This window comes from Halopseudomonas oceani, from assembly GCF_002903165.1.
In the GTDB taxonomy this organism is placed as follows: domain Bacteria; phylum Pseudomonadota; class Gammaproteobacteria; order Pseudomonadales; family Pseudomonadaceae; genus Halopseudomonas; species Halopseudomonas oceani.
In genome coordinates this window covers 1-25371 of the sequence record NZ_PPSK01000027.1, presented here as the reverse complement: position 1 = coordinate 25371, position 25371 = coordinate 1, and the positions used below count along the sequence as shown (strand labels likewise).

Annotated in this window: 23 protein-coding genes and 1 other RNA gene; 18 read left to right on the top strand and 6 right to left on the bottom strand. The window is 58.6% G+C overall.

Annotation, left to right across the window (positions count from 1 at the left end; translation table 11 throughout):
• Positions 1–73: 73 nt before the first annotated feature.
• Positions 74–784: a flagellar basal body P-ring formation chaperone FlgA gene (gene flgA, locus C1949_RS17870; protein ID WP_104739779.1), complete on the bottom strand. Its 711-nt coding sequence runs from the start codon at positions 782–784 to the stop codon at positions 74–76.
• Between the two features lie 107 nt (positions 785–891).
• On the opposite strand from flgA, the gene C1949_RS17865 reads away from it, so the two are divergent.
• From C1949_RS17865 to flgL, 13 genes are all read left to right on the top strand, one after another.
• On the top strand, positions 892–1839 hold the full coding sequence (locus C1949_RS17865; RefSeq protein WP_104739778.1) for a chemotaxis protein CheV: 948 nt from the start codon (positions 892–894) through the stop codon (positions 1837–1839).
• A 33-nt stretch (positions 1840–1872) separates the two neighbouring features.
• On the top strand, positions 1873–2700 hold the full coding sequence (gene cheR, locus C1949_RS17860) for a protein-glutamate O-methyltransferase CheR (protein WP_104739777.1): 828 nt from the start codon (positions 1873–1875) through the stop codon (positions 2698–2700).
• A gap of 239 nt (positions 2701–2939) precedes the next feature.
• A complete protein-coding gene (gene flgB / locus C1949_RS17855) occupies positions 2940–3356 on the top strand; it encodes a flagellar basal body rod protein FlgB (protein WP_104739776.1) in 417 nt (138 codons plus the stop codon).
• Positions 3357–3358: 2 nt separating this feature from the next.
• Positions 3359–3799, top strand: coding sequence for a flagellar basal body rod protein FlgC (flgC, locus tag C1949_RS17850; RefSeq protein ID WP_104739775.1), 441 nt, complete (start codon positions 3359–3361; stop codon positions 3797–3799).
• A 17-nt stretch (positions 3800–3816) separates the two neighbouring features.
• Complete coding sequence (gene flgD / locus C1949_RS17845; protein WP_104739774.1) at positions 3817–4497, top strand: flagellar hook assembly protein FlgD; 681 nt, start codon at positions 3817–3819, stop codon at positions 4495–4497.
• A 36-nt stretch (positions 4498–4533) separates the two neighbouring features.
• Positions 4534–5931 (top strand): flagellar hook protein FlgE, encoded by a 1398-nt coding sequence (locus C1949_RS17840; protein WP_104739773.1) that lies wholly within the window; start codon positions 4534–4536, stop codon positions 5929–5931.
• A gap of 210 nt (positions 5932–6141) precedes the next feature.
• Complete coding sequence (gene flgF / locus C1949_RS17835; protein WP_104739772.1) at positions 6142–6882, top strand: flagellar basal-body rod protein FlgF; 741 nt, start codon at positions 6142–6144, stop codon at positions 6880–6882.
• 42 nt (positions 6883–6924) lie between these two features.
• Positions 6925–7710, top strand: coding sequence for a flagellar basal-body rod protein FlgG (gene flgG, locus C1949_RS17830; RefSeq protein ID WP_104739771.1), 786 nt, complete (start codon positions 6925–6927; stop codon positions 7708–7710).
• A gap of 15 nt (positions 7711–7725) precedes the next feature.
• Positions 7726–8403, top strand: coding sequence for a flagellar basal body L-ring protein FlgH (flgH, locus tag C1949_RS17825; RefSeq protein WP_104739770.1), 678 nt, complete (start codon positions 7726–7728; stop codon positions 8401–8403).
• A 13-nt stretch (positions 8404–8416) separates the two neighbouring features.
• On the top strand, positions 8417–9517 hold the full coding sequence (locus C1949_RS17820) for a flagellar basal body P-ring protein FlgI (protein WP_104739769.1): 1101 nt from the start codon (positions 8417–8419) through the stop codon (positions 9515–9517).
• Between the two features lie 13 nt (positions 9518–9530).
• Positions 9531–10601: a flagellar assembly peptidoglycan hydrolase FlgJ gene (flgJ, locus tag C1949_RS17815; protein WP_104739768.1), complete on the top strand. Its 1071-nt coding sequence runs from the start codon at positions 9531–9533 to the stop codon at positions 10599–10601.
• A gap of 2 nt (positions 10602–10603) precedes the next feature.
• Positions 10604–12577, top strand: coding sequence for a flagellar hook-associated protein FlgK (gene flgK, locus C1949_RS17810; protein WP_104739767.1), 1974 nt, complete (start codon positions 10604–10606; stop codon positions 12575–12577).
• 13 nt (positions 12578–12590) lie between these two features.
• Complete coding sequence (gene flgL / locus C1949_RS17805) at positions 12591–13853, top strand: flagellar hook-associated protein FlgL (RefSeq protein ID WP_104739766.1); 1263 nt, start codon at positions 12591–12593, stop codon at positions 13851–13853.
• On the opposite strand, the gene C1949_RS17800 is transcribed toward flgL, so the two are convergent.
• From C1949_RS17800 to C1949_RS17785, 4 genes are all read right to left on the bottom strand, one after another.
• Positions 13837–14724, bottom strand: a complete 888-nt coding sequence (locus C1949_RS17800; RefSeq protein WP_104739765.1) for a LysR family transcriptional regulator — start codon at positions 14722–14724, stop codon at positions 13837–13839. The genes flgL and C1949_RS17800 overlap by 17 nt on opposite strands.
• A gap of 21 nt (positions 14725–14745) precedes the next feature.
• Complete coding sequence (gene cueR / locus C1949_RS17795; protein WP_104739764.1) at positions 14746–15135, bottom strand: Cu(I)-responsive transcriptional regulator; 390 nt, start codon at positions 15133–15135, stop codon at positions 14746–14748.
• Positions 15132–17501, bottom strand: coding sequence for a heavy metal translocating P-type ATPase (locus C1949_RS17790; RefSeq protein WP_104739763.1), 2370 nt, complete (start codon positions 17499–17501; stop codon positions 15132–15134). Before C1949_RS17790 ends, cueR begins: the two co-directional genes overlap by 4 nt.
• Positions 17502–17580: 79 nt before the next feature.
• Positions 17581–19323, bottom strand: coding sequence for a potassium/proton antiporter (locus C1949_RS17785; protein WP_104739762.1), 1743 nt, complete (start codon positions 19321–19323; stop codon positions 17581–17583).
• 109 nt (positions 19324–19432) lie between these two features.
• Here C1949_RS17785 and C1949_RS17780 point away from each other — a divergent pair, with 109 nt between their 5' ends.
• The 5 genes from C1949_RS17780 (at position 19433) to C1949_RS17760 (ending at position 24550) form a co-directional block, all read left to right on the top strand.
• Positions 19433–20083 (top strand): thiopurine S-methyltransferase, encoded by a 651-nt coding sequence (locus C1949_RS17780; protein WP_104739761.1) that lies wholly within the window; start codon positions 19433–19435, stop codon positions 20081–20083.
• Positions 20084–20134: 51 nt separating this feature from the next.
• Positions 20135–21064: an AEC family transporter gene (locus C1949_RS17775; protein WP_104739760.1), complete on the top strand. Its 930-nt coding sequence runs from the start codon at positions 20135–20137 to the stop codon at positions 21062–21064.
• 243 nt (positions 21065–21307) lie between these two features.
• On the top strand, positions 21308–22936 hold the full coding sequence (locus tag C1949_RS17770) for a methyl-accepting chemotaxis protein (protein ID WP_104739759.1): 1629 nt from the start codon (positions 21308–21310) through the stop codon (positions 22934–22936).
• A gap of 74 nt (positions 22937–23010) precedes the next feature.
• Positions 23011–23107, top strand: an RNA gene (ffs, locus tag C1949_RS17765) — signal recognition particle sRNA small type.
• 69 nt (positions 23108–23176) lie between these two features.
• Entirely contained in the window at positions 23177–24550 is a 1374-nt protein-coding gene (locus C1949_RS17760) for a site-specific integrase (RefSeq protein WP_104739758.1), read from the top strand.
• 106 nt (positions 24551–24656) lie between these two features.
• Here C1949_RS17760 and rnhA read toward each other — a convergent pair whose 3' ends face one another.
• Complete coding sequence (rnhA, locus tag C1949_RS17755) at positions 24657–25139, bottom strand: ribonuclease HI (protein WP_104739757.1); 483 nt, start codon at positions 25137–25139, stop codon at positions 24657–24659.
• Between the last annotated feature and the right edge of the window lie 232 nt (positions 25140–25371).

Genomic DNA, 25371 nt, shown 5'->3' with positions numbered 1-25371 from the left:
AAAAATAGTGTGAAGATCGTCACGGGGTGAGTGGCTGCGTTTAGCAACGGGTAAAGCACTCCTGAGTGCATCATCACATTCCAACTTCGACCTGTCCAGGGCCGGTGACTCTGGCCCGGACTACCCTGTTGGAGCGGGTATTGCGGACCCGGATCTGCGCGCCAAGTGTACCATCTTCCAGGGCTTCGCCTGGCATGCGGACGTCGACGCTGGCGTTGCCGGCGCTGATCACAACCTTGTCGCCGCGCTGGACCAGCCGGTTCTGTTCCAGCTGTGTATGCCCCAGCACGGTGTCTGCGTTGACGTTTCGCTTCAGCTGCATGCCGATGGCCTGGGCCGGGTCCAGCAGGTAGTTGTTGCCCAGCAGGCCAGTGTCACGTTCAGCCAGGCGGACGTCCTGGGCGCTGACTACGTCGCGTCGTTGCAGCGGCCGGGAACTCACCACCACGTGCTGATAGAGGCTGACCTGTGCCGGCACAAAGAGTCTCCAGGGGGACGGGCCGTTGCAGGTGACGCGCACGGTTACCCGCCCGATGGGGACGTCGGGGCTCTCGAGCTGGGCGGAGAGGGCGTCCTCGGCACAGAGCGGCAGGCGCAGGCGTGCATCAAGCCGGCTGAGCCGAATTTCGTGGCGAGGATCGCCTCCCAGCGAGCGTGCATATTCGCTTACTTCCCGCTCAAGATATTGGTTGGTGACGCCGATAAGCTGATCAATGAGCGGGTTGGCGTGTGTGCTGGCGGAAAAAAATATCGCCAATACCGCGCACCCGGTGATAAAACGCATACAATTACCTACAAACAGTTGGGTGATGTCCGTCAGTTTACTGCCGTCTGATGATGGACTAGCACGAAACATGCCGTTTCACCCGATTCAAACAAGAGGAGCAGTCCATGGCTGGTGTGATGGATTCAGTCAACCAACGAACCCAGTTGGTAGGCCAGAACCGACTCGAACTGCTGCTGTTCAGGCTGGCCGGTAATCAGTTGTACGGCATCAACGTATTCAAGGTGAAGGAAGTGCTGCAATGCCCGCGCCTGACTGCGATGCCCAAGCTGCATCCGGTGGTCAGAGGTGTAGCGCACATTCGCGGCGGCACTCTGCCGATTCTGGATTTGAATCGTGCAACCGGCGGGCCTGGTCTGGATGATCTGGAAACGGCTTTCGTGATCATCACCGAATACAACTATAAGGTTCAGGGTTTTCTGGTGCGGTCGGTCGAGCGCATCGTCAACATGAACTGGTCCGAGATCCACCCGCCGCCAAAGGGCACGGGGCGTGAGCATTATCTGACAGCGGTCACTCGCGTCGATAATCAGATGGTCGAAATTATTGACGTGGAAAAAGTGTTGGCAGAGGTCGTTCCGACCAACGAGAAGATTTCCGACGGCGTTATTGATGCAGAATCCCAGGCGGATGCAGTAGCCCGGACGGTTCTGATCGTTGACGACTCATCGATTGCCCGCAAGCAGGTGGCGCGTTGCCTGCAGGAAATCGGTGTCGAGATCGTGGCACTGAACGACGGGCGTCAGGCACTGGACTGGCTGAGGGCTCGGGCCGATCAAGGTGAAGATGTCAGTAAGTCGCTGCTGATGATGATCTCGGATATCGAGATGCCGGAAATGGATGGGTACACTCTGACCGCCGAAGTGCGCAACGATTCGCGCATGAATAAACTGCACATCATGTTGCATACCTCGCTCTCCGGGGTGTTTAACCAAGCGATGGTCAAGAAGGTCGGCGCGGATGATTTTCTGGCCAAGTTCAAGCCGGATGATCTGGCTCAACGGGTAATAGAGCGATTGCGTTCTTTGCGCGGCGACGTAGATGACCAGGCCTAGCACTATGGGTTTAATTGATACAAGGCAGGCTTCGTGACTTTGGCGAATCAGGATTTTCAGCTGTTCAGAGACTTTCTGGAAAAGGCCTGCGGTATTGTGTTGGGGGACAACAAGCAGTATCTGGTGTCCAGCCGACTCAACCGCCTGCTTGAGCAGGAGGGTATTGCCAGTCTCGGCGAGCTGGTCAAGCGGATTCAGGCGCAGCCCCGTGGTGGTCTGCGTGAGTCTGTGATTGACGCGATGACGACCAACGAAACGCTCTGGTTTCGGGATGTCTACCCGTTCGAGGTGCTGAAAACGCGGTTGATCCCGGAGTTCATCAAGAGCGCGCCAGGACAGCGTCTGCGAATCTGGTCGGCTGCCTGCTCATCAGGTCAGGAACCGTACTCCCTGAGTATGGCGATTGATGAGTTTGAACGCAGCAACCTGGGGCAGTTGCGTGGCGGTGCCCAGATTGTCGCAACTGATCTTTCTGGTGGCATCCTGAATGCGGCCAAAAGCGCGGAGTACGATAGTCTGTCTGTGGCCCGTGGTCTGTCGCAGGACCGCCTTGCGCGTTACTTTGACCAGCTTGGACCGGGTCGCTGGGCGGTTAAACCGGCAATTCGCAATCGCGTCGAGTTCCGCGCCATGAACCTGCTGGACAGCTATTCGATGCTGGGTAAGTTTGACTTCGTGTTCTGTCGAAATGTGCTTATCTACTTCTCTGCCGATGTAAAGAAGGACATCCTGCGACGCATTCACGCGACGCTGAAGCCCGGCGGCTATTTGATGCTCGGTGCTTCCGAGGCACTCAACGGTCTTCCCGAGCTGTATCAGATGGTGCAGTGCAGTCCGGGTATCGTTTACAAGGCCCGTTGATCCCTCCTGATTATTGCGACCCTCTTCTGGTAAGCCGGCATATCTCTGCCGGCTTTTCTTTTGCCGCTTGCCAATCAAGCGCTCCTGCTCTTGCCGTTTGCCGGTAAGACGTTGCCGCTTTTCTGACGCGCCTATTTGCAAATCCTTGAAATTAAAGTGATTTTATTTTTGGCACGCTGATTGCTTTGTTGCCTCCAATGACGGTTTTTGGTCGACGGACCGAAACGAGGAAAGTGGCAATGAGCATTAGTTTCGACAACGCCCTCGGGATACATGAGCAATCGCTGAAGTTTCGTGCTCAGCGCGCTGAGGTGCTGGCCAACAATATTGCAAACGCAGAGACCCCTAACTACAAGGCGCGGGATCTGGATTTCAATGCGGTGCTCGCAGCCCAGCAGGGCACCGGGCTGGTCGGTGACGGGCAGAGCATGCCGGTTGCTCAGACTGATGCGGGGCACATGGTGCTGGAAAGTCTGGTAGATCAGGTGGCAGGTCTGCGCTATCGCAACCAGCTGCAGCCATCGGTCGACGGCAATACCGTTGATTCCGAAGTCGAGAAGGCCGCCTATGCCCAGAACGCGATCGACTTTCAGGCCAGCTTTACGTTTCTCAACAGCAAGTTCAAGGGGCTGATGACAGCCCTCAGGGGAGACTGATCATGTCGCTTGATAAAGTGTTCGATATTGCGGGTTCCGGCATGAGCGCACAGTCTCTGCGCCTGAATACCGTCGCCAGCAACATCGCCAACGCCGATACCGTCTCCAGCAGTATTGATCAGACTTACCGCGCCAGAAACCCGGTATTTGCCACGATTTTCAACAGCCAACAGGCGACTGGCGGCTCGTTGTTCAGCCCTGACCGGCAAGCCGGCGACGGTGTTGCGGTGCTGGGCATCGTTGAGTCTGATGCCAGTCTTGAGCCGCGCTATGAGCCGGATCACCCGATGGCCAACGAAGACGGCTATGTGTATTACCCGAATGTGAACGTAGTAGAGGAAATGGCCAACATGATGTCTGCTTCCCGGTCCTACCAGACCAATGTGGAAGTCATGAATACGGCTAAGACCATGCTGCAGCGCGTTCTGACGCTGGGTCAGTGAACGGAGAAAAATAGACCATGAGCATCAGCAATGTTTCAACCGGCAGCGGCGTACTGGATGATTACAAGATTGACCACGACCGCTTTGAGTCAAGTAACGAGCTTGGCAAAGAGCAGTTTCTCGAACTGCTGGTTACTCAGATGAAAAACCAAGACCCGCTTTCACCGCAGGAAAATGGTGAGTTCATCGCACAGCTGGCGCAGTTCAGTACTGTCGAAGGGATTGGCAACCTCAACGCCTCAATGGAAATGCTGCTTGGTGGCTATCAGTCCTCCCAGGCGTTGCAGGCATCGTCATTGGTTGGGCGCACGGTGATCGTTCCATCTGATCAGGCTATGGTCGACCCGACTCTCGGCTTTGAGGGGCAACTGGCCCTGCCGGCGAGCAGTCCAAATGTGTTTGTTAACGTGTATGACGAGGCGGGTACGCTGGTCGATACCGTCAATATGGGCAGCCAGGAAGCAGGCATGCACGACTTCCAGTGGGATGGCAAAAATGCAGATGGTGAATATATGCCGTCTGGTGCTTATCGATTCGAGGCCATGGCCGCGATCGATGGTGAGGACGTGCAGCTGGCCACGTTACTGCCAGCCAATGTGGATAGTGTGACGTTGAGTGGGGCCGAGGATGGAGGCCTGCTGCTCAATGTGGCCGGGTTGGGCAGCATTGCTCTGTCCAGTGTGTATTCGATCCAATAACAGTCGTCCGAATAGAGTAGGCGAGGAGAAACAACCATGGCTTTCAATATCGGTTTGAGTGGTATTCGGGCGGCAGCTTCTGATCTGAATATCACGGGTAACAACATCGCCAACGCTGGCACTGTCGGGTTCAAGAGTTCGCGTGCCGAGTTTGCGGATGTCTATGCCGCATCAGTGCTTGGTTCCGGCAGCTATGCGACGGGGAGTGGTGTGGCGCTGGCCAATTCGGCTCAGTTGTTCAAGCAGGGCAATATCAGTTTCACACAGAACAGCCTTGATCTCGCGATCAATGGCAACGGCTTCTTTGTGACCAGCAATAACGGTGCGCTCAGCTACACGCGGGCGGGGTACTTTGGCACCGACAGTGATGGTTATATCGTCAACAATGCTGGTGAGCGCCTGCAGGGCTTTGGTGTTAACCCGGTGTCTGGGTTGATCAACCAGGGGGTGAGGACGGATCTGCGAGTTGATACGCGTTCCGCTGACCCGAATGCAACTACCGAGATCGCTTCGACGTTGAACCTGAACTCCAAGCAGACACGTCCTGAGGTATGGACCCAGCAATATGATGCCGCCTATGCAGCATCGATTGCGACTGCGGCTGACCCGGCCAACCCTACCCCGGCAGAAGTTGCTGCCGCGGAAGCTGCAGGCCAGGCGGCGGGTCAGGCCACCTTTGATCCGACCAACTCTGCAACGTATAACAGTTCCACGTCGGTCAATATTTATGACAGCCTGGGTAACTCCCACGTCATGACCAAGTACTTTGTCAAAAACGATGCCAACAGCTGGGACATGTATGTGCTCATTGATGGGCGTGATCCGCAGACTGGCGTTGAGGCAAGTGATCCTGCCTTTGATCCGACTACCACTACGCGCTACGACCTGGACTTCAATACCGTTGGTGAGCTGACCACGCCTCAGCCTCTGGCGCTAACCGGCTGGGTGCCTCTGGATGATGCGGGGCAGCCGACGGGGGCTGACTCGCCGGTCGGTAATATCACGATCAACCTGACTGGCTCTACCCAGTATTCATCCGGCTTCGCCGTGACGGCTGTTACGCAGGATGGCTTTACCACGGGTGAACTGGCGGGACTGCAAATCGACAAGTCGGGGATGCTGGTGGCTCGTTATACCAACGGCCAAACCCGGATTCAGGGCCAGGTGGTGCTGGCAACCTTCGCTAACCAGCAAGGTCTGACGCCGCTCGGTAGCACTGCTTGGGCTCAGTCATACGAATCTGGTGAACCGGTGATCGGTGCGCCTACCAGTGGCACGCTGGGCAGTATTCAGTCGGGGGCGCTGGAAGAGTCCAACGTGGATATCTCCGAGCAATTGATCAACCTGATCGTCGCGCAACGCAACTATCAGGCAAACTCAAAAACCATTCAGACTGAAGACACGGTTACCCAGTCGATCATCAATCTGAGGTAATAATGCCGACGCCTTCAGCGTCGGTCCCAAGCGGCAATATCGGCAAGTGGTTTTGACGATATTGCCGTTTTGGTTTTTCTTTTCAGTAAGTATCTATTTGAAAATAAAGACTTATTTTATTTTCTCCCTGTTTGGCATGATCTCTGCATTTAATCCTGTGAAAGTACGTAAGCGGCAATTCCTTGTCGCTGTGTGATTCGGGAGCAGGGCATGGACAAATCGCTATACATATCCATGACAGGGGCCAGCCAGAACGCGTTGGCCCAGCGTTCGCATGCCAACAATCTGGCAAATCTGTCCACTACCGGGTTCCGGCGCGACTTTGAGCAGGCCCGTTCAATGCCGGTATTCGGCGATGGTTATGCAACCCGCGCCTACGCCATGACGGAGCGCCCGGGTACGGACCTGTCTTCAGGTGCCTTGATGGAAACCGGCCGGGAGCTGGATGTGGCTGTCCAAGGTGAAGGCTGGATTGCCGTGCAGGCCGCTGACGGGTCTGAGGCCTACACCCGCGCGGGAAGCCTGAATATTGACGCGTTCGGTGTGTTGCGCACCAGCAGCGGCTTGCCGGTGCTGGGTAACGGTGGCCCTATTGCGATTCCGCCTGCCGAGAAGGTTGAGATTGGGTCTGACGGCACCATTAGTATTCGCGCGTTGGGTGAAGGCCCGGCGGTAATGGCCGAAGTCGACCGGCTGAAGCTGGTCAACCCGGACCCAGCGACGCTGGAGAAGGGCGCGGATGGCCTTATGCGGACCAAGGATGGCTTGCCTCAGGTGGCGGACGGCGTTGTTCAGGTCGCTACCGGATTTCTGGAAGGCAGTAACGTCAACGCGGTTGAAGAAATGACGGCCATGTTGTCGCTGGCGCGTCAGTTTGAGCTGCACATCAAGATGATGCGGACCGCGGAAGAGAATGCGCAGGCGACTGATCGCATTCTGCAGATGAGTTAATTCAATGGCATGTCAACTAACTGACACGCGAGGAGAATAGCTATGCTCCAGGCACTTTGGGTCAGCAAGACGGGGCTGTCCGCACAGGACACCATGCTGTCGACCATCTCCAACAACCTGGCCAACGTCTCGACCACCGGTTTCAAGCGTGATCGAGCCGAGTTTGAAGACCTGCTGTATCAGATCAAGCGCCAGCCGGGCGGTCAGAGCACCCAGGACACCCAGTTGCCGTCCGGTCTGCAGCTCGGTACCGGTGTGCGGGTAGTCGGCACTCAGAAGATATTTACCGAAGGCACGCTGCAGACCACTGAGCAACCGCTTGACATGGCGGTTAACGGACGTGGTTTTTTCCAGATCCTGATGCCGGACGGCAGCATTGGTTATACCCGTGATGGCAGCTTCCATCTGGATGCTGATGGCCAGATCGTTACCTCCAACGGTTTTCCGCTGGAGCCAGGTATCGTGCTGCCCGATGACGTAAAAACGTTCACTGTTGGCGAAGACGGTACGGTCAGTATTACCACTACCGGCAATGCTGCGTCACAGCAGATTGGCAACATCCAGACCGCCGACTTTATTAATCCGGCCGGCCTGCAGGCCATCGGTAATAACCTGTTTCTTGAGACTGCTTCAAGCGGTGCACCACAGACCGGCAACCCTGGTCAGAACGGCTTGGGGACGGTTCTGCAGAACACCCTGGAGAATTCCAACGTCAGCGTGGTAGAGGAATTGGTCAACATGATCACCACTCAGCGCGCCTACGAAATGAATTCCAAGGTCATATCAACCGCAGACCAGATGCTGCAGTACATCAGTCAGAACCTCTGACGGGAGCTCGGAATCATGATCCGCTTGGCTAAGGTGTTGATGCTGCTGGTGCCGCTCAGCCTGATCGGCTGCATGCAGGCTCCGCCGATGCGTGACGACCCGGCGTATGCGCCTGTGTTGCCGCGCACGCCGTTGCCACAGGAGCTGAACAACGGAGCGATCTATCAGCCCGGTTTTGAAATGAGCCTCTACAACGACCGCAAGGCGCACCGGGTCGGTGACATCATCACCATCACCCTGACCGAACGCACCGCGGCGCAAAAGAAGGCCGAGAACGAAATTGACAAAACCAGCTCGACCACCATTACCAACCCGACCCTGCTGGGCAATGCCGTGGGCTTCAAGGGGCTTGATCTTGGCGTGAGCATGTCGGGTCAGCGCGCCTTTGACGGCAGCTCAGACGCTAACCAGAGCAACAGTCTGTCAGGCTCTATTACGGTGACCGTTGCCGAAGTGCTGCCCAACGGCATTTTAGCGGTACGCGGCGAGAAGTGGATCACCCTCAATCAGGGAGACGAGCTGATCCGCATCAGTGGCCTGGTGCGCGCGGACGATGTTGGTCCCGACAACACCGTGCTCTCGACTCGCGTGGCCGATGCGCGCATCACCTATTCCGGCAAGGGTGCCTTTGCCGATTCCAATCGCCCAGGCTGGCTGAGTCAGTTCTTCCTCAGCCCGTTGTGGCCGTTCTGACAGGAGTATTGTCATGCGCAGCCTGATTTTCTGTCTCGCCTTGTTGCTGATCAGTCCGCTGACGCTGGCCGACCGTCTCAAGGATATCGCCAGTATTGCTGGCGTGCGAAGCAACCAGTTGATCGGCTATGGCCTGGTGGTGGGGTTGGATGGCTCGGGTGACCAGACCAGCCAGACCCCATTCACGGTGCAAACCTTTGAGAACATGCTCAGTCAGTTCGGCATTACTGTGCCGCAGGGCACGCGCATCCAGATGAAGAACGTGGCTGCGGTAGCGATTCACGCCGACCTGCCAGCGTTTGCCCGCCCTGGCCAGACCATTGACGTGACAGTCTCTTCACTGGGTAATGCCAAGAGCCTGCGCGGTGGGGCGCTGTTGATGACCCCGCTCAAGGGGATCGACGGTCAGGTTTACGCCATCGCCCAGGGCAACCTGGTGGTGGGTGGTTTCGGCGCAGAAGGGGCGGATGGTTCGCGCATCACCGTCAATATTCCCAGTGCGGGCCGCATTCCCAATGGCGCGACGGTTGAACGTGCGGTGGCTAGTCCCTTCACCTCCGGCGATCATCTGACCTTCAATCTACACCGTCCCGACTTCACCACTGCCAAGCGCATCGTTGACCGCATTAACGAGACCTTTGGTCCCGACGTGGCGCAGGCGCTGGATGGTGGTTCGGTGCGAGTCCGCGCGCCGATCGATCCCAATCAGCGCGTCGATTACATCTCGATGGTGGAGAACCTGACCGTGGAGCAGGGCAACGCGGCAGCCAAGGTCATTATCAACTCGCGGACCGGTACCATCGTTATCGGCCAGGACGTGCGGGTGCAGCCGGCGGCCGTTACCCACGGCGGGCTGACCGTGACCATCAGCGAGAATCCTCAGGTCAGCCAGCCAGACGGCGTCCTTTCCGGTGGTCAGACTGTTGTCTCCCCCAGCTCGCAGATCAATATTGAGCAAGGCGACAGCCGCATGTTTGTTTTCCGCCCCGGTGTTTCGTTGGATGAAATCGTGCGCGCGGTCAATCAGGTGGGAGCCGCTCCCGGTGACCTGATGGCCATTCTTGAAGCCCTGAAACAGGCCGGTGCTCTTAACGCCGATCTGGTCATTATCTGACGGGGATACGCTCATGAATGTCAGCAGCAATATCAGCTACACCGACATCAACACGGTCAATCAGCTGAAGTCCGGCGCCAACGCCAACAGCCCTGAGAACGTGCGCAAGGTGGCGCAGCAGTTCGAGTCGCTGTTCACCAACATGATGATCAAGAGCATGCGTGACGCCAACGCGGTGTTTGCCGAAGGCAATCCGCTTAATACTCCGCAGACCCGTTTTTACCAGGAAATGTACGACGGTCAGATGTCGGTCCATCTGTCCGAAGGGCGTGGATTGGGGCTCACGGATGCGCTGGTACGCCAGCTGGCACCGCAGTCTAACGCCGCTTCGGGCCGCGAGCAGAGCGCTGCGCCTGCTGTTGATCAGTCAGCATTGCTGGCGCGCCGCCGCCTGCAGGTCTCGGCAGATTACAGCGCCTGGGCGGATCGCCTCGCCCAGGCTGAGCAAGGCCAGCGTTCGGCCGCCAGTGACAGCGATAACTGGCAGCCGCTGCGTGGCATTGAGGCCATGCGCAATGGCCGTTCTACTGCCGCCGCGTTGAACCCCGAAGCAGCCCAGCGCACCCGCTTCGCGAACAGTCAGGAGTTTGTCGAGACCATGCTGCCCATGGCGGAAAAGGCCGCGGCGCGGTTGGGTGTCGATCCGCATTATCTGGTGGCCCAGGCAGCGCTGGAAACCGGCTGGGGCAAGTCGGTTATCCGCGAGTCTGACGGCAGTTCCAGCCATAACCTGTTTGGTATCAAGGCACACGGCGGCTGGCAGGGCGACAGCGCCAACGTCGCTACGAGCGAGTATCGCGATGGCGTGCGTACCAGTGAGCGAGCCGATTTTCGCAGCTACGAGTCCTGGGAGCAGAGCTTTGAAGACTATGTCAGCTTCCTCGAGAGCAATGGCCGCTACAACAAGGCGCTGAACAGCACCGCTAACCCGGACGCTTTCTTCCGCGAGCTGCAGGACGCTGGCTATGCCACCGACCCGCAGTATGCGCGCAAGGTGTCGCAAATAGCCCGCCAGCTGATTAGCAGCAGCGATGAACGTGTTGCCGCAAGCGACGCACCCACTGATTCCAGCAGCAGGGCCTGATCATGGCAGATCTCTTCGGTATCGGACTGACTGGCCTGAAAGCATCGCAGACTCAGCTGGCGGTGACCGGTCAGAACATTACCAACGTCAACACGCCGGGCTACACCCGTCAGTCGGCGTTGCAGTCGACGCAGGTTCCCAGCTTCACTGGTGCAGGGTATATCGGTAACGGCACCAAGGTGGTTGATGTCCAGCGGATCTATAACCAGTTTTTGACGAATCAGGTGCGTACGGCCACCTCGACCAACTCTGAGGTCAAGGCATTCCAGTCGCAGCTAGAGCAGCTCAACACCCTGGTTTCCAGCAGCGCCACGGGGATCACGCCGGGCCTGCAAAGTTATTTTGACGCCTTGCAGACGGCGATCGAGGACCCGGCTAACCTGCCAGCCCGTCAGCTGGTGTTGTCGCAGGCCGAAGGGCTGGCGTCTCGCTTCAATACAGTGCAGAGCAGTCTTGCTAGCCAGAACCAGTTCATCAGTCAGCAGGTCGGTACCTTGGCGGATCAGGCCAGCCGTCTGGCGACCTCCATTGCCGAGTACAACGACAGTATTGCTGTTGCTGCCTCAAACGGGGCAGAGCCCAATGATTTGCTGGACGCCCGTGATGAGGCGGTGCGCCAGTTGAGTGAGCTGGTAGGTATCACGGTTGTTCCGCAGGGCGACAACTCAGTCAATATCTTTGTCGGCTCCGGCCAGCCTCTGGTCGTCGGCAATGAAGCGTCGAGGCTATCGGCCCGGACGGGTGCTTCTGATCCGTCTCGCGTCGAGATCGTACTCACTAGCGGTAATTCGACCCAGGACGTCACCTCGCTGATCAGCGGCGGTGAGCTGGGCGGCCTGATCAAGTACCGTGATGATGTGCTGGATCCGGCGATGAATGCCATCGGCCGGCTGGCGCTGTCGATTGCCAGCGAGCTCAATGAACAGCAGGGGCAGGGGCTAGACCTGAACGGCAATGCCGGTTCTGGGCTGTTCAATGACATCAACAGTGCCGAGCTGGTCGAAGGGCGCAGCCGGGCAAGAGCCAACAACAGCGATCCGAATGCCAAGCTGAATGTGCTGGTTAGTGACACCTCTCAGCTGAGCACCTCTGACTATGAAGTGGTGTTTACTAGTGCCACCGAGTTCACCGTGCGGCGCACCTCTGACGATAGCGTCACCGGGCCGTATGACCTGACCAGCGTTCCGCCGCCGGAGCTGGATGGTTTCACCGTCGAGCTGGACAGCGGCGGCATCGCGGCCGGTGACCGTTTCCTGCTGACGCCAACGCGCTTTGCTGCAGCGGGCATGGAAGTGGTTATGGATCAACCGCAGGAGCTGGCCTTTGCCGCGCCGGCTTCGGTTGACACTAACCTGGATAACCGCGGTACCGGCACCATGAGTCAGCCGACGCTGATCAATGGCCCGGCGCCGATTGATCCGGCTGCCCTGCAAGGCCTGCTGCCGGTCGAGCTGAGTTACGACGCCGCCTCCGGTGAGCTGCAGGTGACTGGCGGTACCGCAACGCTGAACCCGTCGCCACTGGTCGTTACCCCTGGCCAGAGCAACAGTGTCGAAGTCACCGTTGGTGCCTATACGTTCAGCATGAGTCTGACCGGTACTCCGAAGGATGGTGACAACTTCAGTCTCAACTTCAATACCGGTGTTGCCGATAACCGCAATGCGCAGGTCATGTCCGAGCTGCAGAGCGCCAAGGTACTGGGCCAGGCCAATGGGGCAGAGGGGTTTTCCTTTGTCGATGGTTACGGCGATCTGGTCCAGCGGGTTGCCACTTACACGGCCCAGGCGCGCACGGAGGCAAAGTCCAGCGAATCGGTGCTGGTGCAGGCAACCAACAACCGCAATTCGGTATCGGCGGTGAGTCTGGATGAGGAAGCCGCCAACCTGATCAGGTTTGAGCAGTATTACAATGCCTCGGCTCAGATCATTCAGGTGGCGCGCACCATTTTTGACACCTTGATCAGCACCATTAGATAACGGGTAGCCTTCCATGCGCATTTCAACTATTCAGCAGTTCAACAGCGGCGTGCGTGGTATTTCTGACAACTACAGCAATGCTACCCGCACTCAGGAACAGATTAGTTCCGGCAAGCGCATTCTGACCCCTGCCGATGATCCGGTGGCCACGGTGCGTCTGCTGCAACTAAGCCAGGAGTCGAACCGCCTGGGGCAGTACAGCACCAACATGACGGCAGCCAATAACAGCCTGGTCCAGGAAGAGAGCACCCTCAATTCGGTCAACAATGCCATGGGGCGTATTCGGGAAATCGCCATTGAGGCGGGTGACGGCTCCAAGACGCCGGAGGACCTGGCCGCGCTTGGCACTGAACTGGAGCAGCGCGAAGAGGAGCTGTTTAATCTCTTCAACAGCCGTAATGCCCGTGGCGAGTACCTGTTTGGTGGCTATCAAAGTAGCGAGCCGCCTTTCGTAAAGAACGCCGATGGCACCTATAGCTATCAAGGTGATGAAGGGCAGCGCTCGGTGCAGATAGCCGGCTCCAAACAGGTAGCGATCAACGACAACGGCAAGGACCTGTTCGTCAATATTGCCAATGTCAATCGCGTGAATACCGCCGCTGATGCTGCAAATACGGGCACGGGACGTATCTCACTCGGCGTAGTGGAGAACAAGAGCGAGTACGACTCCACATTCTATCCCCAAGGCAGCGTCGGCATTGTTATTGGCGCTGCTGGTGACACCTACGAAATCGTTGACAGTGGGGGTAACCCGATGGTGCCGCCGGTGACTGGTGACCTTGAGCCAGGCGACGAAGGTGGCTATACCGTGCGCTATGCGGGCGTTGTCGTAACCCTCGATGGCGTGCCCGCAGCGGGTGACAGCTTTACTATCACCACCGGTGACAGTAGTCCCACCAGCACCAATCGCGAGTCCCGCAGTATCCTGGAAACCGTTGCGCTATTGCGAGACAACCTGAATAACGGTGATATGACGACCGAGGGCAAACTGGCACGTCGTGATCTGATTGGCGTGACGCTGGAAAACATGGATAACGCGGTCAACAACGTGTTGAGTGTGCAGACCACTATTGGCGCGCGAATGAACGTGATCGAGTCTACCTTGAACGAGAATGAGGAAGTCGCCCTGATCAACACGACCGTCACCTCGCAGCTGGAAGATCTGGATTATGCCGAAGCGCTCAGCCGCCTCAGTTTGCAGTCGGTGGTCCTGGAGGCGTCTCAGCAGAGTTTTGTGAAAGTTAGTAGCCTGAACCTGTTCAATCTGCTGCGTTAACCTGCAACAGCTCAATAAAGGCCTCGGCCGCCGGTGACAGCGGCCCGTGGGCCCGGGTTACCAGGCCGAAGCTGGTGCCCGGCATCAGGTCCGGCCAGTCCAGCAGAACGAGTGTGCCAGCAGCCACTTCATCCTGCAGGGTATCCTGGCTGCCGATGCTCAGTGCGTCGCAATGCTGGACCATTCGTTTCAGCACATCGAGGTTGTCGCATTCGAGACTGATCTGCGGATCGTCGCGTGGCAGGGTTCGACGCAGGTCCAGCAAGAGGGCATCGGGTACCCGAAAACAGGCCAACGGGTACTGCGCCAGCAATGCAGGGGTCAGATCGCTGCGATTGGCCAGCGGGTGACCGGCCCGGCAGAATAGGCGGCTGGGCTGCTGCTGCAGCGGGGTTACCTTCAGCAGCGGGTCGTTCTGCAGCTCTCGGATATCGGCGACAAACAACTCCAGCGTTTCCTCCAGTAGCTGCTCTCGCAGGGCCACCCAGTGCTGCACCTCAAGCCGAACCTTGACGCCGGGATGGCGGCTATTGAACGCGGCCAACACCCGCGGCAGCAGACCGGCAGCCGGGAAGGGGCCGCCACCGATCAGCAGCTCACCGGCTTCCAGGTTATTGAATTGACGCAGCGCATTGCGCATGGCCGTGCTGCCAGCGATCAGCCTGCGTGCGTGTTCCAGCACCAGCTCGCCCTGAGGCGTGAGCTCGATACCTTTGCCAGAGCGGCTCACCAGCTCGCAGCCAAGGCGTTGCTCCAGGTTCTGAATGCTGCGACTCAGGGCAGGTTGGCTCAGGCCAATTGCTTCGCCAGCGCGGGCGAAGCCCTGATGCTCTACCAGTGCCACAAAGTGGCGCAGCGATTTCAGCTCCATGCAGCTTCCTCGATAGCTGATTCAGTCATTGGCCAGTGAGTGGATGATCGGACAATCCGGTCGGTCGTCACCATTGCAGCAGCTGGCCAGCCGGGCCAAGGTATCACGCATGGCCTGGAGGTCGCGTATTTTATCTTCAAGTTCCCGAAGATGCTCGGCGGTCAGCGCCTTGACCTCGGCGCTGGTGCGTGACCGGTCCTGCCAGAGCTGCAGCAGTCGGTGGATCTGCTCCATGCTGAAGCCAAGCCGACGCGCGCGCTGAATGAAGCCCAGGGTGTGCAGGTCGCGCTCGTTGTATTGGCGGTAGCCGCCCTCGCTGCGCGGTGGCGCCGGCAGCAGGCCGATTTTTTCGTAGTGTCGAATCATCCGCGGGCTGAGCCCACTGGTCTCTGCGGCCTGACTGATATTCATGCGTCCTCCGGCTTCCAGCGTTTGAGCAGCAGCGCGTTGCTGACCACGCAGACGCTGCTTGCCGCCATCATCGCGCCGGCAATCATCGGGTTGAGCAGGCCGGCGGCGGCCAGTGGAATGCCCAGACAGTTGTAGACAAAGGCCCAGAACAGGTTCTGGCGAATCTTGTTGCCGGTACGCCGCGAGAGGGCCAGCGCCATCGGCACCAGTGCCGGGTCACCGCGCATCAGGGTAATACCGGCGCTGTGCATCGCCACGTCGGTGCCGGTCGACATCGCCATGCCCACATCGGCGCGGGTCAGCGCCGGGGCGTCGTTGATGCCGTCACCGATCATGGCGACGATCTTACCCTGCTGTTGCAACTGTTCGATTTCACCCACCTTATCGGCCGGCAGTACATTGCCACGGACCTGATCAATGCCCAGCTGGCGGCCGATGTGGTCGGCGGCGTTCTGGCTGTCGCCGCTGATCAGCAGGGTCTCAATGCCCTGGCGCTGGAGCCGGGCTACGGTCTGCGCTGCATTGTCCTTCAGACTATCGGCGAAGGTGAGCATGCCTAGCACTTGGTCACCCTGAGCCAGCCACGACAGGCTGGCTCCGTCTGCCTGTAAGGCTTGAGCCTGCTCCGTGTAAGGCGACAGGTCCAGCCCCTGTTCTTCCATCAGGCGGGCGTTGCCCAGCCAGGTGGTCTGGCCATTGATCTGGCCGCGTGCACCGCGTCCGGCGAGTACCTGCAGGTTTTGCGCGGCGTCGACGCGTACGCCCCGCTCGGCAGCGTAGTCACAGACCGCGCGGGCCAGCGGGTGCTCGGCCTGTTGCTGAATCGCCAGGGCGACGCGCAGCACCTGTTCGGAATTGGCGCTGTTTACGGCTTCGATGTGCGTCAGGCTGGGTTTGCCGCGGGTCAGTGTGCCGGTTTTGTCGAATACCACGGCATTGACCAGGCGTGCTCGTTCGAGGGCTTCGGCGTCACGGATCAGGATGCCATGCCGCGCAGCGACCCCGGTGCCAACCATGATCGCCGTGGGTGTGGCCAGGCCCAGTGCACAGGGACAGGCGATGACCAATACCGCGATGGCATTCAGTAGAGCCGCTTGCGGGCCGATCAGCAGGCTGCCAATGGCCCAGGTGAGCAGGGCAATGACGATCACCGTCGGCACGAATACTGCCGCCACACGGTCTACCAGCCGCTGTATCGGGGCCTTGGAGCTTTGTGCGTTTTCCACCATGCGTACGATCTGGGCGAGCAGGGTGTCCTTGCCGACTGCGTCGGTGCGAATCACCAGCAGACCGTCCTGATTCAGGCTGCCCGCACGGACCGAATCGCCGGGGCTGCGGTCGACCGGCAGGCTCTCACCGGTCAGCATGGATTCGTCAACGTGGCTGTTGCCCTCAAGCACCTCGGCGTCGACCGGAATACGCTCGCCGGCACGCACGATCAGTTGGTCTCCGGGGATGACCTGACTCAACGGGACTTCCCGCTCGCCGTCGGCGTCACGCAGTCGCGCCACGTCGGGACGCAGTGAGGTCAAGGCTCTGATTGCCTCAAGTGTCTGGCCCTTGGCACGGGTTTCCAGATAGCGTCCGAGCAGGATGAAGGTAACGATGGTCGCCGAGGCTTCATAGTAAAGGTGAGGCGAGTGGCCGCCGCTGGTAAACAGGTTCCAGCTGCTGAGCAGCCAGCCGGCACTGGTGCCGAGCACGACCAGCAGATCCATGTTGGCACTGCGGTTGCGCAGGGCGTGCCAGGCGCCCTGATAGAAACGGGCACCAAAGACGAATTGCACCAGACTGGCCAGAATCAGCTGTAACCAGCCCGGCAGCATCCAGTGACTGGCACCCAGCAGTGCCGGGATCATGCCCAACAGCATGGGGGCAGTAAGCAACGCGGCGCCAATCAGCCAGCGGCGCTCACCCCGCAGATCGGGGCCGCTGTCAGTGGCTGGCTGTTCATCGTCCAGCCAGTGTCCGGGATAGCCGACTTCGCGCAAGGCACGGAGTATGTTGTCCTGGTCGGTGCCGTCGAGTATCTGTACGCGGGCTTGCTGGCTTGCCAGGTTGACCTGCGCAGAGAGTACACCGTCGACGGCCAGGAGCGCCTGTTCGGTGCGGCGCACGCAGCCTGCACACGTCAGCCCCTGCAACTGCAATTGGGCTTCCTGGGTTCGGGCAGGGTATCCAGCCTGCTCGAGTGCCTGCTCGGCGCTGATCAGGGTTGCGGGTGCGGCAATCCGAATACGGGCGGTTTCTGCTGCAAGGTTGACGGCAACCTGCTCGACGCCAGCGACATCGGCGAGCGCAGCTTCAACCCTACCAACGCAGCTGGCGCAGTGCATGCCACTGATGTGCAGGGTAAATTCAGACATGGGGCGGCTCCATTACGGATCAGGTGCATCTATCCTCAACCCTGACACGATGTCAGAGTCAAGCCCTGTTGTCAGCCGCTCAGAATCCGAAGGGTGGGCTGGTTCCCGCGCCGAGTTTCAGACCTACCTTGAGGATCCAGTCGTTGTCCATTGCCGCGACCACCCAGGTGTGGCCCTCCCACTCAATCTGGTCACCAACCACCGGATGGCCACCGAACTGGCGGCTGAAGAAGGCAGCCAGGCTCTGCTCGCGCATGTCTTCCGGCACGGCGAAGCCGTAGAACTTGCCGACGTCACCAAGGGTGGCTTCGCCTTCCAGAATGAAGTCACCGAAGAAGCTGCGGTTTTCCAGGTAGCGTGGTGGTTGCGCCTTACTGAACAGTTTGGACAGCGCCGGCAGATCGCGCGGGCGTCCGACCACGCAGAGGACGTCGCCCAGCGCCAGCTGTGTGCTGCCGGTAGGGTGTAGCAAATGGTTGCCGCGAAACAGTGCGGCAATGCGGGTATCGTCCGGCATTTTCAGATCGCGCAGTGCTACGCCAACGCACCAGTTCGCGTTATCGAGCTGATAGATCAGCAGTTCGAAGTCGCCCTCAATCGCGGTATCCAGGCTGGTGCGTTGCAACGGCTCTGGCTGTGGCGGAATCTCAACCTTGCACAGCCGCGCGGCCAGTGGCAGCGAGGAGCCTTGCAGCAGCAGCGATACCAGTACCACGACGAAGGCCAGATTGAACAGCAGCTGCGCCTGCTCCAGGCCGGCCAGCAGCGGGAAGATAGCGAGGATGATCGGCACCGCGCCGCGCAGACCCACCCAGGCAATGAACAGTCGCTCACGCCAGGAAAACACAAACGGAATCAGGCAGATCATTACCGCAATCGGGCGCGCGATGAAGATCAGGAACAACGCGATCAGCACGGCTGGCAGGGCGATGATGACCATCTCGCTCGGCGTCACCAGCAGACCCAGCATGAGGAACATGCCGATTTGACTGAGCCAGGCCATACCATCCTGAACCTGCAGGATGTTCTGCAGGTTACGCACCCGCTTGTTGCCGAGGACCAGACCGGTCAGATAGATCGCGAGAAAGCCGCTGCCACCAATCTTGTTGGTGGCGGCAAACACCATGATGGCGCCACTGGTGATCAGTAGCGGATACAGGCCGGCGGGCAAGGTCACCCGATTGACCAGCCAGACCAGGGCGAAGCCCCCGGCGAGGCCGCAAAGCGCGCCGATGCCGAACTGCTCAATCAGCAGCAGGGCAAAGGACCAATTGAAACTGGTCTGACCGCTGGCGAGCATTTCGACCAGGGTAATGGTCAGGAAAATCGCCATGGGATCGTTCGAGCCGGATTCGATCTCCAGTGTGGCACCGACACGTTGCTTGAGGTTCAACCTCTTGCCCTGCAGCAGCGAAAACACGGCAGCGGCATCGGTGGAGCCGACAATGGCACCGAGCAGCAAGCCCTGCAGCCAGTGCAGCTCCAGCAGCCAGGCAGTCAATGCACCGGTCAGCGCGGCACTGATCAGGACACCAAAGCTGGCCAGCGATACCGCGGGCCACAGACCTACCCGGAAATTTTCGACCCGTGTGCGCATCCCGCCGTCCAACAGGATGATTGCCAATGCAAGGCTGCCGATCAGAAATGCGGTGTTGGCGTCCTCGAACTGAATGCGACCGATTCCATCCACCCCGGCCAGCATGCCGATGATCAGGAAGATCAGCAGCAGCGGGATGCCCAGACGCGACGACAGCGAACTGGCCAGCACGCTGAAGCAGAGTAATACGGCGCCGATCAGAAACAGGGTGTTGATGTAATCCATGAAGAGCAGCTCGGGAGGATGGGCGGAACGCTTCCACTATATCGTTTCTGCCCCGGAGCGGTAAAAAAATTGCTGTATAGTCAACGTATTGCAAAGTTTGGGAGGCAGGATGGACGCAGAGTTCTGGCAGACACGCTGGCAGCGTGGAGAAATCGGGTTTCACAAGGCTTCAACCAATCCGTTGTTGCAGCGCTGGTGGCCGCGTCTTGAGCTGAACAATGCTGAGCCGGTTTGGGTTCCTTTGTGCGGTAAATCACTGGACCTGCTGTGGCTCCGCAGCCAGGGTCATCCTGTAGTCGGAGTAGAGCTGGCTCGCAGCGCGCTTGAGGCCTTTTCCGCCGAACACCACCTGAACCTCTCCTGGCGTCAGGCGGGTGAGTTCGACGTTGCCGAGGGCGCCGGTTTTGAGCTGTTCTGCGGCGACTTCTTTGCGCTCCGCCCTGATCAGTTGGTGGGCATCAGAGCTGTCTATGACCGGGCGGCGCTGATCGCCTTGCCGGCGGAGATGCGAGCGCTTTATGTGGCGCATCAGCGTGCCCTTTTGCCGCGAGGCTGGCGAATGCTGCTAGTGACGCTCGACTATCCCCAGGAGCAGCGGCCGGGGCCGCCCTTCAGCGTGTCTGATGCAGAGGTGCGTCGCTTGTACGCTGGCTGCGATATTCAGCTGCTAGAGGAATCCGATGTGCTTGCCGACCATGCGGTGTTTGCCAGCCAGGGTATGCGCTCTTTGGTTGAGCGGGTGTATCTGATCGCCGACTGAGTAGCTGCGGGCTGCTAGACTGTCGCCCTGCCTGATTTCTGCGGAGCCGACATGCTGGCCGCCTTTGCCTTGCTCTACAAATTATTGCCGTTGTATGTGACTGTCGGTCTTGGCTGGTTGGCTGGCCGTTATCTTGATGCTAGTGGTAAGCACATTGCCGGTATCATGATGTACATCGTCACGCCTTCGGTCGTCTTTGCTGGTGTGATGCGTGCGCCGCTGTCGCCAGAGGTCATCCTGTTACCGTTCCTGACCTTTACGCTGTGCTGCCTGATTGGCTGGCTGCATCTGCAGATTGCACGGCGCTGGTTTCCCGAGGCTGGCGCCAACATGATCCCGCTCGCGGTCGGAACGGGAAACACCGGTTACTTTGGCATTCCCGTCGCGTTGCTGCTGTTTGGTGAGCAGGGGCTTGCTATCTACATTGTCTGCATGCTCGGTACTACCCTGTTCGAAACCTCAGTGGGGTTCTATCTCGCAGCCCGCGGCCGCTTCGGTATCCGGGACTGTCTGTTGAAGGTCGCGCGCCTGCCGTCGCTCTATGCGTTCTTCTTGGCGGTTGCTCTCAACAGTTCGGGGTTATCCATTCCGGAGGCATTCGCGCCTCTGTTCGATAATCTGCGTGGCGCCTACAGTGTGTTTGGCATGATGATCATCGGGATGAGCATCTTGAGTTTTCAAGGTCTGGCCGGTGATTTGCGTTTTACCGGGCTGGCGCTGGCCGGCAAGTTCATCAGTTGGCCGCTGGTAGCCTTGGCCTTCTGTTGGCTGGATAGCCATGTTTTGCAGCTGTATGACACGGCGGTCTACCAAGCCATTTTGTTGATATCCATCACGCCTATCGCCGCCAATACCGTCGTGATCGCAACGCTGCTCGACTCCCATCCCAGACAGGTGGCAGGAACCGCCTTGCTGAGCACGCTGGTCGCGCTGGTGTATATACCCCTGATGAGTGCGTGGCTATTTGCGAAAACGAATTAATGTCATTTTGAGATTCCTTTGTAATGGCTTTGTTTTTAATGAGAAAAATGACTAAAAAATGCTAATGGTTCGGCCTCTATGGTCGATACTTGTATATAGGAAGCGTTGAAGAAGTGCACCAATACAGGCACTTCGGCTGTTGTCGGCAGGAGCACTGTTCTCTGCGCCGAGCCTGCCTCCATGGATAAACCGCGACTCGATTTAGGGTCCTGCCTGCCGTGCCGACAAGAGTGAATACTAGCCATGCTTAGTCTTTTCCGTGATCTGGGTTTCCGTTGGAAACTGACCCTGCCCATCGTGATTCTGGCCCTGCTGTTTGCTGTGCTTGGGGTCTCCGCCATCTGGGCGGTGTCCAAGGTGGAATCGCGTCTGGTCCGTGTTTCATCTGATTTGTTGCCGCGCAGTTCGCTAGTGCTTGAGGCTGACCGCGACATGTATCAGGCACTCGTCGCAGAGCGAGCCATTATCGAGGGCGTGAGTTCGGCCGGACTTGATGCCGAGCTCACCGATAATATGCAGCAGGCCAGCGACCGCATTGCGCGCTACGCCGCTGCGACCAAAACGCCGGAGGGGCGTGCGTTGGCGGAGGACTTTGCCAGGGCGTTTGCCATCTGGAAGACTACCTCCCTCGAGAATGTCCGACTGGCCCGGTCTGGCGATACGGCCAAAGCCAGTGCCATCAGTTATGGTCAGGGTTATGAGCAGTTCAGCGAGGCGCGGGAGCTGATCAACAAGATGACCGAACGGATGAATCAGCAGGCTGAAACTGAAGCGGTTGAAGCGGCGGATGACGTCGCGGCCAGTCATGCTCGGGTTGCGGTGGTACTGGCTATTGGCGCTGTGGTGTGTTTGCTCATGATTGCGTTTTTCCCCGGCCTGATTACTAACCCGCTGCGTGAGTTGCTGCAGCGTATTCGGGATATTGCCGACGGTGAAGGGGATCTGACCCAGCGGGTCGTTGTTCACTCCAACGATGAGTTGGGCGCTCTGAGCCGAGCGTTCAACGCTTTCCTTGAACAGTTGCAGACGCTGATTCGCGACGTTGCCGACTCGACCTTGCAGGTCGCCTCTGCGGCAGAACAGATGAGTGCGATCGCCACCGGGCAGGAGAAGCTGGTCAACGAGCAGCACATGGCGGTAGATCAGGTCAGCACCGCGGCAACCGAAATGAGTGCCGCCATTCACGAAGTGGCCGACAACGCCCACAGCACCGCTGATGCGGCTCGTGAGGCAGATCGTCAGGGGCACTCTGCGTCTGAGGTCGTGTCAGCAACGATGAACGATCTGCGCCGCCTGGCGGCCGATGTGGAAGAAGCGGCTGGCGTGATCAATAACCTGGAGCAGGATACCGACAAGATCGGTGGCGTACTGAGTGTCATTGAGGGGATTGCCGAACAGACCAACCTGCTGGCACTGAATGCCGCCATTGAGGCTGCTCGTGCTGGTGAGCAGGGTCGCGGTTTTGCTGTCGTGGCCGACGAGGTAAGGGCCCTGGCTGCAAGAACCCAAGACTCCACCCGTGACATTCAGCAGATGATCCAGAAGCTACAGAGTGGCACGGGGCAAGCTGTTTCCGTTATGCAGCGTGGGGCCGAGCTGGCAGCCCAAAGCGTTGAGAAGGCGGGCACGACCGAGTCATCACTGAATGAAACCTCGGCATCGGTCATGCGCATCAACGATATGGCTGCGCAGATTGCGGCCGCCTGTGAGGAGCAGAGTCAGACGACCGAGGATATTGCCCGCAATATCAGCGGCATTCGTGACCTCTCCAACCAGTCTGCCCAGTCTTCACAGGAAAGTCGCGATGCTAGCAACACGCTGGCTCGCCTGGCTGCCAACCTGCAGCAACAGGTTGGTCGCTTTAAAACCTGATATTCGGGTTGTAACTTGAGCGTAAGCCGTTACAATAGCGCGGCCTGAGCATGCTCAGGTCGCTATGGTGACCCCACCGGTCCCCTCGCAATGATCAGCCGTGAACCCGGTCAGGCCCGGAAGGGAGCAGCCGCAGCGGTCATATCGTGTGCCGGGGTGTGGCTGGTGGGGTTGCCTCCATCTATTTGATTTATAAGGCTTTTCTGCTGTTTCTTGTGCAGGTGGTACAAGAGGTGGTACATGCAGGCCTTACCCTCCTATCTCCAGCTTTCCCGTCACTCTGTCTTCTACTGCCGTGTTGTGGTGCCGCAATCGTTGCGTCCGGTCATTGGCAGACGCGAGATTCGTCGTTCGCTCAATACCCGCTGTCGTCGTGAAGCCTTAATGCGCAGTCATGAGCTGCTGTGCAAAGCGCAGCTGCTTTTTGCTAAAGCCGTTGCTGGCAAATCTCCGTCTCCTGATACCCTGAAAGGGTCATGGTCTGGGGCGGGCGAAAGCAGTAACAACTGGGCCGCATGGTTGCGGCAGCAGCGTTTGCTGGATACTGAGGCAAAGGCGGTAGGAGAAGGCCCCAAAGGGGGCGGCGATGCTGCGAATGTCTCCAGATCAGGCTCTCCGAAGTTGTCCCAAGTCGCAGCCGAAATGGCATCGCTTCAGGAGGCGCAGGGCGTCTCCTTCAAGTCCCTTGATGATAAGGCTGCTGTGGTCGCCCTGTTTGTAGAGCAGGCAGGGGATAGGCCGATAGATGCTTACACCAGAGCGGATGCGTTGGCGTTCAAGCAAGCTGCTGCGAAGCTGCCCCCACATACCAGCGGCCAGCCCCGGCGCAAGCTGTCACGGGGTAGCCCCCGCGCGGGCAAGACAATCAGCGTGACCACGCTCAACAACTACATCAAATGGCTTGCAAGCGTATTCAGCTTTGCCGTTAAGGCAGATTACTGCTCTCTGAATCCCTTTCTTGGTATGAAGACGGTCACCAGAAAGAAGGTAAGCCAAGAGCGCTCGGTGTTTACCGAGGCGGACCTTCGCAAGCTGTTCCAGGCTGACACGTATGCTTCGGCCAACGATGATAGGCCGCACAAGTATTGGCTTCCGTTGCTGGGTCTCTATACAGGCTCGAGACTGAACGAACTTTGTCAGCTGTATCTGGACGATGTGGTTACTGTGAATGGCATTGCCTGCCTACACATTCAGGACAAACGACCAGACCAGAGGTTGAAGACACCAGCATCGGAGAGGCTATTGCCGATTCACCCACGTCTGAGGGCGTTGGGATTCCTTGAGTTTATCGAGAAGCAGCGTGCAGCTGGCCACTCAAGGGTGTTCGCAGAGCTGACCAGGCATAGCAAGCATGGGTACGGACATGCACCTTCCAAGTGGTTCGCTCGGATGCGTGAGGCATTGGGCTTCAAAGAGCAGGGTGAGAAGAAGGACTTCCACAGCTTCAGGCATACCGTAGCTGACCACCTCAAGCAGAAGGGGATAGCGGAGTCCTTGGTTGCAGGGTTATTGGGTCATCAGTCACAGGGTATTACCTTCAGCCGTTACGGTAAGGACTATCGCCCGGAGACTCTGTTGCCTGTAGTGGAGGCAATCACCTTGGAGAGTCTTTGAATGCTCATTAGCAGCCTGAAGAAAACGACAGGGGAGCAGATGCCTGCGTCCCCCGTTGGTCTGGACGTCCCCTGTCCATTGCCTTGGTGTCCCCTTGGCTTGCTGCCTATGCCGCCTTCGGCTTGCTCCGACGCCTGATGCGCTTGCCTGCTGCGCCCATCGTTGCAAGCGTGTCCGCTCTTTCGTTCTCTGGGTGGCCGGTATGGCCTCTGACCCAACGCAGCTCGACGGTGTGCAGCTTTAGCAGTTCTGCCATCTGCTGCCATAGGTCTTGGTTCTTCACCGGTTTTCCGGTGCTGCTCTTCCATCCGTTGTTTTGCCACTTGGGGAGCCATTGCCTGCAGCCTTGCTCCACATAGCGGCTGTCGGTGGTGAGGATGACGGAGGAGGGACGCTTCAACGCAGACAGTCCTTCGATTGCTGCCGTGAGTTCCGCTCTGTTGCTGGTCTGGTTGTCTCCAGACAGTGGCCCGGCTAACTCAAGACGCTGGCCCTGAGCATTGATGAGAACAGCTCCCCAGCCGCCTTGGGCAGAGGTGTTGCCATTGTTGGAGCAAGCTCCATCGGTGAAGACCATGATTGCAGTCATTGTTGGTGATTTCCTGTCAGGTAGATTGATAAGTGACTGGCCTCGTGACCTGACGTGCGCTTTGCTGGCGCTTGGACTGAGGTTGTCAGGTGTCGAGGCGTGGGGCTTGGTGAGGGGAGAGGTGAAGAGTCAACTACAACGACAAACACTGAGCGGTAGCTTCTCTTAGTGAGTCAAGAGCGAACCGGTCCAGCTTATATATCTGTATGAATGTGGTCCGCTACTTGGGTCT

What these genes read in the sequence shown, in the direction of transcription:
- C1949_RS17775 (WP_104739760.1), top strand. Translation starts at nt 20,135, where the DNA reads ATGCTGGCCGCCTTTGCCTTGCTCTACAAATTATTGCCGTTGTATGTG.
- flgK (WP_104739767.1), top strand. Translation starts at nt 10,604, where the DNA reads ATGGCAGATCTCTTCGGTATCGGACTGACTGGCCTGAAAGCATCGCAG.
- flgC (WP_104739775.1), top strand. Translation starts at nt 3,359, where the DNA reads ATGTCGCTTGATAAAGTGTTCGATATTGCGGGTTCCGGCATGAGCGCA.
- C1949_RS17770 (WP_104739759.1), top strand. Translation starts at nt 21,308, where the DNA reads ATGCTTAGTCTTTTCCGTGATCTGGGTTTCCGTTGGAAACTGACCCTG.
- flgJ (WP_104739768.1), top strand. Translation starts at nt 9,531, where the DNA reads ATGAATGTCAGCAGCAATATCAGCTACACCGACATCAACACGGTCAAT.
- flgD (WP_104739774.1), top strand. Translation starts at nt 3,817, where the DNA reads ATGAGCATCAGCAATGTTTCAACCGGCAGCGGCGTACTGGATGATTAC.
- flgH (WP_104739770.1), top strand. Translation starts at nt 7,726, where the DNA reads ATGATCCGCTTGGCTAAGGTGTTGATGCTGCTGGTGCCGCTCAGCCTG.
- C1949_RS17760 (WP_104739758.1), top strand. Translation starts at nt 23,177, where the DNA reads ATGCAGGCCTTACCCTCCTATCTCCAGCTTTCCCGTCACTCTGTCTTC.
- flgG (WP_104739771.1), top strand. Translation starts at nt 6,925, where the DNA reads ATGCTCCAGGCACTTTGGGTCAGCAAGACGGGGCTGTCCGCACAGGAC.
- flgL (WP_104739766.1), top strand. Translation starts at nt 12,591, where the DNA reads ATGCGCATTTCAACTATTCAGCAGTTCAACAGCGGCGTGCGTGGTATT.
- C1949_RS17800 (WP_104739765.1), bottom strand. Translation starts at nt 14,724, where the DNA reads ATGGAGCTGAAATCGCTGCGCCACTTTGTGGCACTGGTAGAGCATCAG.
- flgB (WP_104739776.1), top strand. Translation starts at nt 2,940, where the DNA reads ATGAGCATTAGTTTCGACAACGCCCTCGGGATACATGAGCAATCGCTG.
- C1949_RS17790 (WP_104739763.1), bottom strand. Translation starts at nt 17,501, where the DNA reads ATGTCTGAATTTACCCTGCACATCAGTGGCATGCACTGCGCCAGCTGC.
- C1949_RS17780 (WP_104739761.1), top strand. Translation starts at nt 19,433, where the DNA reads ATGGACGCAGAGTTCTGGCAGACACGCTGGCAGCGTGGAGAAATCGGG.
- C1949_RS17865 (WP_104739778.1), top strand. Translation starts at nt 892, where the DNA reads ATGGCTGGTGTGATGGATTCAGTCAACCAACGAACCCAGTTGGTAGGC.
- rnhA (WP_104739757.1), bottom strand. Translation starts at nt 25,139, where the DNA reads ATGACTGCAATCATGGTCTTCACCGATGGAGCTTGCTCCAACAATGGC.
- flgA (WP_104739779.1), bottom strand. Translation starts at nt 784, where the DNA reads ATGCGTTTTATCACCGGGTGCGCGGTATTGGCGATATTTTTTTCCGCC.
- C1949_RS17820 (WP_104739769.1), top strand. Translation starts at nt 8,417, where the DNA reads ATGCGCAGCCTGATTTTCTGTCTCGCCTTGTTGCTGATCAGTCCGCTG.
- cueR (WP_104739764.1), bottom strand. Translation starts at nt 15,135, where the DNA reads ATGAATATCAGTCAGGCCGCAGAGACCAGTGGGCTCAGCCCGCGGATG.
- C1949_RS17785 (WP_104739762.1), bottom strand. Translation starts at nt 19,323, where the DNA reads ATGGATTACATCAACACCCTGTTTCTGATCGGCGCCGTATTACTCTGC.
- flgF (WP_104739772.1), top strand. Translation starts at nt 6,142, where the DNA reads ATGGACAAATCGCTATACATATCCATGACAGGGGCCAGCCAGAACGCG.
- C1949_RS17840 (WP_104739773.1), top strand. Translation starts at nt 4,534, where the DNA reads ATGGCTTTCAATATCGGTTTGAGTGGTATTCGGGCGGCAGCTTCTGAT.